Genomic DNA, 11708 nt, shown 5'->3' with positions numbered 1-11708 from the left:
AAGACGGCGTCCAATTCCCTACAAGTCTCACGAAGAACAGTGGAGTGAACGCCTGAGAGGAGGATTAGATGACCTCGCAACGGAGCAAGCGAAGAGCAACTCACCCGTCGACGGGAACGTCGTCCACCTCGATCCCGTCGCGTCGTCCCTCGAGAACGCCGAACCGGTCGCGACGGCGCGATTCGAGCCAGTAGAGGAGCCGTTCCGCCCACTCGAGTTTTCGCGCTTTGACTGCACCGACGGTCGGATCGTCGAAGTCCCAGCCGGGGAAGAGCAACTCGTCTGCGCCGAGACGGTCGGCGAGAAACGCCGCGCGATCCCCGTCGGTAAACCCGCCGGGATTCAGGACGTGTGCCGTCGGTGCCGCTTGGGTCGTCGGCAGGACGAAGTCGTCGGTACAGTCGGGGACGACGGACCTGACCGCATCGACGTTGTCACCGTGGGCGTGTACCGCGACCGGGACGCCGTCGGCCGTCAGCCGACGCACCGTCTCCGGGTTCTTGTCCAGGTCCGTGACCATACAGTCTACCGTGACGCCCTGGTCAGTGAGGACATCCGCGGCCGTCGACGCCGCGAAGACGACATCCGCACGCCGGGCACGCTCGAGGTCGGTCGCCGTCCCGAGGGACGGACCTGCACCGGCGATCGCCACGGTCGCGCCGCCGACCGCCGAGAGTCGCTCGAGGTCGAACGGATCGGTCAGCGACGCGAGGACATCCCGCGCTCGCTCGTCGCCCTCGCGGCCGTAGCCAAAGTCCCGCAGTATCGCCTCGTAGACGGGCTCCCAGTCGTCGAACGTCATCGCCGTGTCCATCTACTCTCGACCGTCGCTGGGGACTCGAGACACTCGGCTCTACCGATCGCCGTTGCTCGCAGTCACTGTCCGTCTCGCTCGTCGGGGTGACGGCGTTGTGACTGATCGACGTAATACCACAATAATTCCGTGTTGTGGGCCGGGGGTCGCCTCCGAAGTACCCCTACCCGGGAGGCCGCCCGGCGTCCACTCCCTCATTTCGAAGCCTCCGCCATAAGCTTTCTCTTACTGTAGTATATTCTCTATTTCCCCCGACAAGCCTCGGATAACGGATTTGGACGGCCCGAAAAGGCGATTTCTAGTGACGAACCGATCGGACCGCCGTCCCGGTAATATCGTATTACGGTTCCCCGGGACGGTGTTTCGAACGCAGTGGTCCGGTTCGTACCCGTCGCGTACCCGACCGGTGTCCGGTACCGGCGTGGTTCGTCTCCGAGTGACGGTCGAGCAGTCGCGGGGGAGACATGGGGCCACACAGTTGTCGTCGACACAGTTGTCGTCGCTCTGTGTGTAAGTCGGTTCGACTGTTGGGATAGGTACCTCCTGGAGGGGATATCCAAAAATTGAAACCGCTCCATCAGGGAGTCCAGAGAACGAAGTATGGGAACAAACGACACAGACCCGGACGGCGGTTTCGACGTCGGTCCCGACGATGGAGACGACGGCAACGGCGAGCCCGCACTCGAGTTCTACGGCGGTCGCGGGATGAGCGCGTTTCCGCTGGCGTTTTTCATCGTCTGGGCGATCCTCCAGACCGCGCTGTGGCGCATCGCCGATACGACCGGACTGACCGTCGGGATGCTGATCGGGCTGATCGTCGGGATGTTCTTCGTGAAAGGGTCGTGGACGGGCTATGCGAACACGATCTTCGAAGGAATGACCCAGCCCGTCGCAGTGACGGCCGTCGTAGCCTGGATGTGGGCTGGTATGTTCGCTGAAACCATGCAGACAGGTGGCTTCGTCGACGGACTGGTCTGGCTGGCCGACGCCGTCGGCGTCGGTGCGGTCATGTTCCCGGCTCTCTCGTTCGTTCTCGCGGCATTGCTCGCGACCGGGATCGGAACCGGGTACGGAACGGTGATCGCGTTCGTCGTCCTCTTTTTCCCGGCCGGCGTGCTCCTCGGAGCCAATCCCGTCATCATGTTCGCCGCGATTCTGTCGGGGGCGATCTTCGGCGACAACCTCGCTCCAGTCAGTGACACGACGATCGTCAGCGCCGTCACCCAGGACTCCGACATCGGCGGCGTCGTCGCGACGCGATTCAAGTACGCGCTCATCGCGGCAGTGATCGCGTTCCCTGCCTACATCGTCGCGAGCAGCATGATGCCGGGGCTTGGTATCGAAGGCGATGCACGCGAGATTTTCCTCGAGGCCGCCGACCCCGTCGGGTTGATCCACCTCCTCTCGATGGGAATCGTCATCGGCGCGGCCGTGAGTGGCCGTCACATCGTCGAGGCGATCTCGTGGGGGATCGTCGCAGCCGTCGCGTTCAATCTCGCCTTCGGGCTCGCGGCGATCCAGGACATACTCGTCTTCCGGGCTCCCGCCGACGGTCCGCTGGCGGAGCCGCTTTCGTTCCTCCCGTTCCTCGAGGTTCTCGAACCCGGTTCGGATGCCGTCGGCGTCGGCGGCAGTCTGTTAGAGGGGATCGCGGGCTTCTTCGAGTTGGCGATCCTGATTTTGTTCATCATCGCGGGTGCACAGATAATGATCCGGGGAGGAGCCTTCGACGCGATCCTCAGTTTCACGTTCGATCGACTGGCGACGAACGTCCGGAACGCCGAGTTGACGATGGTCGGCTCCTCGGCTTTCATCAACGCGATCATCACGATCAACACCGCTGCCGAGATCGCCATCGGCCCCTACATCTCGAAACTCGGCGAACGGTTCAACATCAACGGCTACCGGCGAGCGAACATCCTCGACGCCAACACGGCGGCGCTGGGCTATATCTTCCCGTGGTCCGGCGGCGTGCTCGTCGGGTTCGAAGCGATGCAGGGCTTGCCGGACGAGTACGGCTGGTTCGAACAGGGAATGATCGTCAACCCCGTCGAAGTCGTTCCGTTCGTCTTCCAGGGGTGGCTTCTGGTCGCCGTCTTCGTGGTCGCGGCGATCACCGGCTTCGGCCGCGAGTACGTCATCGACCGCGAATCCGACGAGGTGGCACGAATATGAGCATGCTCTCGAGTTATTTCAAAGGCTGGCAGTTTCGCTCGACGACCCCCTCGCTCGAGCCCGGTAGCGAGGTCAACGTCTTCCTCAGCGAGTACGAGACCGACGGCGTCGGAGTCGCGAACATTGGCGATACGAAGCTTCGCGTCGACGGCGTCAAACCAGCGCACGTCGAAAAACGCATCCGCGTAGCGGTCACGTCGTTCGACGAAACGGAGTCGGTCGGTCACGGCGAGTTCCGGGGCGTCGTCGGTGAGAGTTCCTACACAGGATAGCTAACCGTCGGGACCGGCTTCGCTCGATATCGGTTCGTCCCGTCGACGAAGGACGGTCGAACGCCCGTTCGGCCATGCTCACTCGTCTCGACTGGACGGAACGGCGATGATCTACCCTCACCCGCTGGCGCGGGCGGACCGACACTCACTCGGGGCCGGCTTCCGACGCCGATTCCGCCCCGTCGTCTTCGAGTACCGACAGCCTGGCGTCCCGCAGGAGCACCTTCTTGACGATCGACGGGTTCTCGAGCAGCCGATGTTTCGCGTGGGCTCCACGTCCACGTCCCCGTCCCTCGCGTTCGGACTGAATCACGTTGAGGAAGTTCTGCTCCTGGAGAATCTCCTGAACCCGGCGCTCCGAGAGGACATCGAAGTCGAGTTGTCGGGCGATCTCCTTGTACTGGTTGTAGATGATCTTCGTCGGGAACTCCTTCTCGGAGCTGTTTTCGGTGAGGATCGTCAACGCGTAGAGGATCGCCTTCGCCTGCTGTGGCGAGCCCTCGATCAGTTCGTTGAACCGGTCGGCTTCGGTCTTCTCTTTTGCATCCCTGACGTGATCGGCCGTGACGCGGCTGTCGTTTTGCTTCTTTGCGATCCGCCCTGCGTTCCGGAGAATGTCGATCGCCTTGCGAGCGTCCCCGTGTTCCTGCGCGGCCAGTGCAGCAGTCAGGGGGATCACGTCGTCCGAGAGGACCCCGTCGTGGAACGCATCCCGTCGCTTCTCGAGTATTTCGACGAGCTGGTTCGCGTCGTACGGCGGGAAGACGAGTTCGTCCCGGGACAGGCTCGATTTGACCCGCTCGGAGAGGTGATCCGGGAAGTCGATCTTGTTCGAGATGCCGATGATCCCGATGCTCGAGTCGGAGATTCGTCGGTTCTCTCCTGCACGCGAGAGCTTTCGGAGGACTTCGTCGTCCTCGAGCATGTCGATCTCGTCTAAGATCACGATCGTCACGTCGGTACAGCGGTCGACGGCTTGCCAGAGGCGCTTGTAGTAATCGCCCGTCCCGAGCCCTCGGTCGGGTATCGTGACGCCGCTGTCGTCGGGTTCGTTGACGATTTGGGCGATCGTCTTGATGATCGACGCCTCGGTGTTTTGTTCCCCACAGTCGATGAAGGCGTATTTCACCGTGACGCCGTCGTTCTGTGCCTCCGAGATCACCCGCTGGGTGACCGACCGTGAGATCAGCGACTTGCCAGTTCCGGTCTTGCCGAAGATGAACAGGTGGTTCGGTTCGCTCCCGAAAATCGCCGGATTCAGGGCGTCCGCGACCCGTTGCATCTGCTCGTCACGCCCGACGATCCGGTCCGGACCGGGCAGGTGCGTGATCTCGAGCAGTCGCTCGTCGGCGAAGACCGGATCGTCGTACCGGAAGAGTGGATCACGATCGTCGTTCGCGGACATTGCAGTACCGAGTGGCTACCAACCGAACTGAAATAAAGCTATGGAGATCTATCGCGGATGTAAAAGCGGCGTGCTAGTTCCTAGCGGAAGGGTTTTGAATCGAATCGGCAACGAGATTCGAAACTGCCTTGCTCGCGCTTCTAACCAGCGGACCCGGAACGCCGATTCGACGGGCTGATCGAATCGATGACGCACGGAGACCGACACCCCCCTCGCGGATGTAAACGGGAGTGCTAGCGGGAAGAGCGGACGAGTACCGAGATTCGATTCGAGAACACGAGCAATCTTCCATCCGCACGTAGAATCCGCGCCTGCTCGGAGCCAAAACTACGCTACCGTCTCGAGAGGGCGGTTTCGAATACCGCGTTTGGCACACACACCCCCGTCGCGGATGTAACGTTGACTAAGTGGGAGGGGGTCGAGGAAAATGCGCGATGAGGGTATTTTCGATCGCAAAAACACGATATTTTACACCCGCGACGGAGGTGTGTTCCCGAACAGAACTCCCCTACACCTAGTATGGGTTACAAACGCGAGGGAGGTGTGTGCCCCTTCTACGCTATGGTACCTCCTGAACAGAGTAGCTAGACCTTCAGGGATATCATATAGCAGCCATATAGCAGCCGTATAGCAGCGATATAGGTATTAGCTATCTGTAATTAGGTATCTCTAGTAGTCTGTTCTAGCTAGACTACTTGTCTAGTCTAAACATTAAATAGCTGATTTACCTTGTCTATCCTCTATATGCCTTCTAATTGTTCCTAGACGATTCCCGTTTCATCATCAGTCGGAGTCCAGCAGCCAAGAACCACCAGAGAGGGGAAACGCCAAAGAACCAAATCGAAACCGATACCCACGCGCCACCACCCACTGCCACTAATGACCGACGAGTCCTCCGAGTCGAACCCCTCGAGACCCGATCCCAATCCTGACCCCAGTCCCAACCTCAACCCTAATCCCGATTCTGACCCCACTCCTGACTCCGATACCGACTCGAGAACGCCGCCCGCCGTCGCCGTCGTCGACGCCCAGTCTCCGGGGAACGTCGGCACCATCGCTCGAGCGATGAAGAACTTCGGCTTCGAGGATCTGCTGTTGATCGATCCCCCGGAACTGGACCCCGACGGCGAAGCCTACGGATTCGCCGGCCACGCCCGTGAAGACGTTCTCCCTGGTGCGACGGAAATTTCCTTCGACGAACTGGTCTCGAACTACCACACGATCGGCTGTACCGCCGTCACGAACGAGGACGACCGCAGCCACGTGCGCTTTCCCTACTCGACGCCCGCGGATCTCGCCGAACGGCTACCGACAGTAGACACACCGACTGCGCTGGTCTTCGGTCGGGAACGCGTCGGGCTCACCAACGAGGAGCTCGCGGAAATCGACGAAATCTGTTCGATCCCGGCCGCCCAGGAGTATCCCGTGCTCAACCTCGGACAGGCCGCGACGGTGACCCTGTACGAACTCCGCACCCTGACCCTGGGTGAGGGGACCGGTGAGACGCAGCTCCCCGACCTCGAGCGGGTTCGTGCGCCCGAAGAGACGATCGACCGACTCTACGACCAGTGGGGTGACCTGCTCGAGGAGATCAACCACCCTCAGGAGAAACGCGAGAAGACGATGCGGATGCTCCGTCGGGTCTACGGTCGTGCGGACCTGACCTCGAGGGAGGCAAACACGATGCTCGGGTTGCTTCGCCGCGCGACGGAGCGGCCCGCGGAGCGGTCGCCGTCGTCCGATCAGTAGTGGGTCGGTTCGCGTTCGCCCAGACCTACGGCTCTCGAACGAACCGATCGTCCGACGCGGAGAGACACAGGTCGAACAGTTCCGAGATCAAGTTGATCGTCGGGGTCGACTTCGTCTCGGGATCACAGTAGAAATGCGAGAACGCGTCGGCACTTTCGATCCGTGCGGTCAACAGATGCAGAAATTTAAAGAGTGTCTCGAGGTCGCTTTTGGCGAGCAGTTCGGAGAGTACGTCGAACGCCAGCGTCACGTCCGTTCCGGGGTCGTTGTGTTCCGCGATGACCCGTGAAATCGTTTCGCCGATGCCGTCGAGTCCGATCCCCGGGTCCAACTGGACGATCTCGAGTGGGACGTCACGGAGGTCGAGATCGTCGGTCGACGCCAGGGGTTGTTCCGCGGTCGTCACGACGATCGTTCGGACGGGCCAGTCGGATCCCCGTTCGGCGAGCAACCGCAGCCGTTCTGCGACGGATGTCGTCACCAGAATCGCGACGTCGTCGGAGTCGATGAAGTGAACGTGGGCGTTGTTCGCGCCGGTGCTCGTCGGCGACGACAGCACGAGTACGTTCCCCGTCCGGCCGATCTCGTCCGCGACGTGTGTCCCTTTCTCTACCCGTCCCTTGACGTGATCGAAGAGATGTCGTTTGAACGTACGGACGGCCTCCTCCTTGTCGTGTTTCAGCGTGGCGCTCTCACAGCGTGAGCAGCTCCATCCGATCTGGTACCCTTCCCTGTAGAGAGCGTCGCGCTCGTGATCGAACAGATGCGACTGCACCGCATCCTGGGTTGCACCGGTCATCGGCGACCAGACGCAGAACTCACAGCGCCGACAGTCCCACCTATAAATCATTGTCCCCGTCGGTAGTGGCGTCCGTGACGACGCTATCGTGTTTCGCATGCCCGACCACGATTCCTGGTACCGGTGGCCAGCGGCGGGAACCTCCGTCCGATCCCCAGCCGCCGGTTTCGATCGATCCTCTCCCGAGTCGACCGTTCCCGATCCGGTCTTCGAGTTCCTGGCCCGTCATCTGTCGACTGACTCTCTCCGTGAATCGCGTTCCCCGTCCGCCGTCGATTCCCCGTCTCGCTCGCGTTTCTTGGCAGTGTAGTCGGCCGGCTCCGAGACGTACGTAAACTCCACCGAATTCGTGACGGCCTCCCGCGACGGGCCGCTCTCGGTCGTCTTCTTCCGGAGAACGAGTTCTGCTTTCGATCTCGCGGCTTCGGACGGCCCGTCACGCTCTACGAACGTGCGAAGCCGGTCGATCAACACCGGTCCGTCGAGTTCGTTCAGCGCCGAAAGTGCGAACTTCGCCGCGAGTTCGTCCGGATCGTCGAGCGCCTCGACGAGACGTTCGAGTACCTCCGTACCGGGCTCGGACTCGTTTTCGGCAACCCGTCCGAGCAACCAGATCGCGTTCCGGCGAACGTATGCCGGCTGGTTCCCACCCAGGATCGCCAGGAGTTGGGTCGTTAGATCCGGTGATGACGCCTCGAACACCGCGTCGGCTATCTCACGTCGAATCTCGTGGCTTCGGTCGGCGGGGGCGTTTGCGATCAGTTCGATCAGCGTCCGCGCCGCGGTCCGGCGAACCAGTTCCGATCGGTCCTCGAGTCCGTCGATCAACAGCGAGAGCGGTTCGAGCGAGCCGAACCGATCGAGTTCACCGACGGCGATGACACGAACGGACTCGCTGTCGGACCGTGCAGCCGGTGCGAGCGCCTCGACGGCCCGATCGGTCCCGATCGACGCCAGCGCGGCGGCCGCGGTGCGTCGAACTCGTTCCTGTGGGTCGTCCAGCCGCTCCGCGAGCGCGTCGATAGCTCGCGGATCGCCGATCTTTCCGCAGGCCTGGACCGCGTTCGCTCGAACGCGAACGTCCGAATCGGTAAAGACGTCGACGAGCGCTTTCGTCGCGTTCTCGTCGCCCGCCCGTCCGGCCGCCGCGGCCGCGACCAGCCGAAACTCCGGATACTCGGTTTCGAGCCAATCGACCGTCCGGTCGACGGCCATCCAGTCCGGTGGCTCCTCGAGGTCGGCTCCCGCGACTTCGTCGATCAACTGGTCCAGGTACCCCTCGCTGCGCAGGTACATCGCGTCGATCGCGGCCGCGCGAACGTCGTCGCTCTCGTCGGTCCGGGCGGTCCTGAGGAGTGCCCGTCCGATTCGTTCTTGGACTCGCTCGCTCGTCCCGGTGTTGAGGCCACCGAGTAGCTCCGCTGCTCGATACCTGATAATCGGCTTCTCGGCCTCCGTCAGGTACTCGAGCAGCTTCAACTCCTCCGACTCGCGGGCGAGTTCGTACAGAAACGCCGTGTCTCCCTCTCGCATGATATCTGTTCCCCCCCACCAGGCGTCGGTCCGAATCGGCGGCCGCGTCGGCGATAGCCGGCGACCGTAACCGAACCGGTAGCTAGCCGAAAATTATCGTTCGGTTACATAGTTGTTTGGGCCCCGTCAAGCGAAGTGGTGACGGAATCTATAGTAACAACTGCAACGATTTGCAGACTGATCGCCGATCGGTCTGACGATCAGGTGCGCACCGACATGCAGTGGCTACTATAGTGAGTTGCGAGGGGACGAATGCGACCGATCTCGACGGACACTTCGGCTCTCCTACCGAGCCTCCGGTTCGGGTTTCGTCTCGGCCGCTGCCCTCCGCTCGGCTGTCTCCCTCGGCCGTCTCTCCGTCACCTGCTCGCGTTCACGAGCGACGAACTCTCCGCGTTCCGTCGCGGTGCCGATCCAGCCACATTCCGTACAGGCGTATAGCCCCTGTCCATCGACCAGCGAACCGCCACAGTCGGGGCAACAGCCGTCGTTCGAGACCCCATCCGGTAGCGACTCCACACCCAGCGGAGTCGGAACCTCACCCGTTCGAAGCGTCCCGATGACTTCGTCGGTCGTGTACGTCTCCTCGCCGTCGACCTGTGAATGTGGGAAGACGCCGACGAACTCGTCGTCTTCGTACACCTCGAGACAGAGCAGCGGCGTGACGAGCAACTCCCGGGTGTCGCCCGTCACCTGTGACGTGCTCGTCCGCTCCCTGAACGGCGGGCGGACGCTCACCTCACGACGATCGGCCCACGACTCGAAGCGCTCGAACGCTTCGAGGACTTCCTGATGCGGGCTGTTCTCTGACCGGGTGACTTCCTTTGGCCAGCTCCGCAACAGCAGGTCGTCGATCGCTCCTTCGGACTCGCAGGCCCGCAGCGTTTCTATCTGGCTATCCACGGGCTCGAGCAACAGGGGCGCGCGAACGTGGGCGATGATCGTAACTGTCGATGCCGTCATCATTCGATCCGGCCACGTTTTCGGTGATAAATCTTTCCAGCAAGTGAACTGTTACCAACACACACTAAGGAGATCGGCTCCCTGACGCTACACTCTTGAGTCGGGATCGGCTCCCGTGTTCGACTCCGTGGACGGGCTGTCCGTCTCCGACGCCGTCTCGAGTTCGCTCTCGTTCTCGGAGTCCGTCTCGGTCCCTGGTGTGGCCGTGCCGGATTCGACGTCTCCGTCATTGGGCGACGACGCCGCCGACTCGGTCGTTCCGCCGTCCGTCAGCGCTCTGCCGCGGGCTCGAATCTCCGTCGTGAGCGACGAGCCAGCTCCCGCAGCCGGCGTCGGCGTCCAGTGTTCCCGGAGTAGCCGGCGGATCGTCCGCCGTTTGATGACGATGAATCCGGCGAGGATCGTCACCAGCCCGACGACCGTCAGCGAGTCGACTACCGTGCCGAGCACGATCCAGCTCACGACGATGGCGACCGCCGGCTCGGCGTAGCCGACGAGGTTGACCTGAATCGCCCCGCTGCGATCGAGTAGTTCGAAGTACAGCAGGAACGCGAACACTCCGGAGACGAAGGTCAGGTACGCATACGAGAGAATCGCCGTGCTGGTCATCTCGATGGCCGTGATCGACTCTCCCCGGACGACGGCCCAGCCCAACAACACGGCCGCCCCGAGCAGCATCGCCCAGGCCTGCAGCGACTCGAGCGGGAGGTTCGACTCGATCGGGCGAACCAGCACGCCCCCCAGCGCGAACGCGACCGCGGAGGCGAAGACGATCGCGGCTCCGACGGTGACTTCGTCGCCAAGCGCCGACGGCGACGGCTGGACGACGAGAACCACACCGATCAGCCCCAGCACGAACCCGAACACGCCGACGGGACTGAGCCGTTCGTCCGGGAGCAACACACCGGCGAACGCGACTGTGAGTATCGGTGCCGTGCTGACGACGGTCGCGGCGACTGCTCCGGAGACGTACAGTTCACCGATGTAGAGCAGTCCGTGGTAAAGCGCGATCACGAATACGCCCGCGACCCCGACTGCAAGCCACTCACCGCGTCCGACTGGCCAAATCCTGTCCGTGACGAGGTACGCGTAGCCGAGTACGATCACTCCCGCCAGCGCGTACCGCAACCCGGCAAACAGCAGGGGCGGAACGTACTCGAGACCGACTTCGATCGCGACGAACGAACTACCCCAACAGAGTGCCAGGATCGAAAAGAGTACCGCTTCGCGGTACTTCGCCGGCACGAAAGCGAGTAGAGTCATACGCCATTCGGAACAGATGGATGTATTTAGGCCCTTCTACAATGAGACGCAATATTCCGAATTGAAGACCACACATATGGATGGCGTTCAAATCAGAACCACTGAAGGGATCACTGTTGTAGATATCTCCAATATTCTCGGGCGAAGAACACTTGTTTCGCCACCGAGAGCATCCGATATGGACGAGCGCGACGTGCGACTGCTGAAAGCCATCTCGGAGCTCGGCACCGGGAGCCCCGAACGGCTTCACGAGGAAACAGGTATTCCTGTCTCGACGATCCACTACCGGCTCTCGAACCTCCGGGAGGAAGGTGTCATCACGAACGATCGGTACGACCTCGACCTCGAGGAACTGGGCCTCGGAGTGACCGTCCTCGTCGAGGTACACGCCGACTACCGAGGCTCCTACGAGGAGTTCGCGGACCGGTTGTTGACGATCGAGGGCGTCACGAACGTCTACTTCACGATGGGGGAAACCGACTTCATCGTCGTTGCCAGACTAAGCAGCAGCGAGACCGTCGAACGACTCATCGCCGACTTCGAGCAACTCGAGGGAGTCGACCGAACCGACTCGACGTTCGTGATCTCGTCGATCGAGGAGCGTGATGCACTGCAGAGTTACGAGCTTGAAACGCTGCTCGAGGAACTGGTCGACGAGTAGCGGGTACTCGAGTCGACGGCTTTGGTCTGGTCCGGTTACGGAAATCGAGGAGAAAGCGCCGCCCTTCAGCGCGG

The 11708-nt window shown here is 61.9% G+C and carries 10 protein-coding genes; 4 read left to right on the top strand and 6 right to left on the bottom strand.

The annotated features are described in order from the left end of the window. Positions 1 to 100: 100 nt before the first annotated feature. Positions 101 to 802: a 6-hydroxymethylpterin diphosphokinase MptE-like protein gene (locus C446_RS11265; RefSeq protein ID WP_049920178.1), complete on the bottom strand. Its 702-nt coding sequence runs from the start codon at positions 800 to 802 to the stop codon at positions 101 to 103. A 612-nt stretch (positions 803 to 1414) separates the two neighbouring features. Here C446_RS11265 and C446_RS11260 point away from each other — a divergent pair. Both C446_RS11260 and C446_RS11255 read left to right on the top strand, forming a co-directional pair. Beyond that, on the top strand, positions 1415 to 2989 hold the full coding sequence (locus C446_RS11260; RefSeq protein WP_006673223.1) for a Na+/H+ antiporter NhaC family protein: 1575 nt from the start codon (positions 1415 to 1417) through the stop codon (positions 2987 to 2989). Next, entirely contained in the window at positions 2986 to 3261 is a 276-nt protein-coding gene (locus C446_RS11255) for a DUF7513 family protein (RefSeq protein WP_006673222.1), read from the top strand. The genes C446_RS11260 and C446_RS11255 overlap by 4 nt, the downstream gene beginning before the upstream one ends. 145 nt (positions 3262 to 3406) lie before the next feature. On the opposite strand, the gene C446_RS11250 is transcribed toward C446_RS11255, so the two are convergent. Further along, the gene (locus tag C446_RS11250) at positions 3407 to 4666 is read right to left on the bottom strand and encodes a Cdc6/Cdc18 family protein (RefSeq protein ID WP_006673221.1); all 1260 of its coding nucleotides are present in this window, start codon (positions 4664 to 4666) and stop codon (positions 3407 to 3409) included. An 879-nt stretch (positions 4667 to 5545) separates the two neighbouring features. On the opposite strand from C446_RS11250, the gene C446_RS11245 reads away from it, so the two are divergent. After that, on the top strand, positions 5546 to 6415 hold the full coding sequence (locus C446_RS11245) for an RNA methyltransferase (RefSeq protein WP_006673220.1): 870 nt from the start codon (positions 5546 to 5548) through the stop codon (positions 6413 to 6415). A 25-nt stretch (positions 6416 to 6440) separates the two neighbouring features. On the opposite strand, the gene C446_RS11240 is transcribed toward C446_RS11245, so the two are convergent. The 4 genes from C446_RS11240 to C446_RS11220 all read right to left on the bottom strand — a co-directional run bounded on the left by C446_RS11240 (position 6441) and on the right by C446_RS11220 (position 10973). After that, positions 6441 to 7214, bottom strand: coding sequence for a DUF7504 family protein (locus tag C446_RS11240; RefSeq protein ID WP_006673219.1), 774 nt, complete (start codon positions 7212 to 7214; stop codon positions 6441 to 6443). 225 nt (positions 7215 to 7439) lie between these two features. Continuing rightward, positions 7440 to 8747: a HEAT repeat domain-containing protein gene (locus C446_RS11230; RefSeq protein ID WP_006673217.1), complete on the bottom strand. Its 1308-nt coding sequence runs from the start codon at positions 8745 to 8747 to the stop codon at positions 7440 to 7442. 285 nt (positions 8748 to 9032) lie between these two features. Continuing rightward, positions 9033 to 9710 carry an HTH domain-containing protein gene (locus C446_RS11225; RefSeq protein WP_006673216.1) on the bottom strand — a complete coding sequence of 226 codons (678 nt, stop codon included), beginning with the start codon at positions 9708 to 9710 and terminating at the stop codon, positions 9033 to 9035. 87 nt (positions 9711 to 9797) lie between these two features. Then, complete coding sequence (locus C446_RS11220) at positions 9798 to 10973, bottom strand: DMT family transporter (RefSeq protein WP_006673215.1); 1176 nt, start codon at positions 10971 to 10973, stop codon at positions 9798 to 9800. Between the two features lie 178 nt (positions 10974 to 11151). Between C446_RS11220 and C446_RS11215 the strand changes: the two genes are divergently transcribed. Then, positions 11152 to 11634, top strand: coding sequence for an Lrp/AsnC family transcriptional regulator (locus C446_RS11215; RefSeq protein WP_006673214.1), 483 nt, complete (start codon positions 11152 to 11154; stop codon positions 11632 to 11634). Positions 11635 to 11708 lie beyond the last annotated feature (74 nt).

This window comes from Halobiforma nitratireducens JCM 10879 (genome assembly GCF_000337895.1).
Lineage (GTDB): Archaea > Halobacteriota > Halobacteria > Halobacteriales > Natrialbaceae > Natronobacterium > Natronobacterium nitratireducens.
This window is presented reverse-complemented; position numbering and strand designations above follow the sequence as displayed.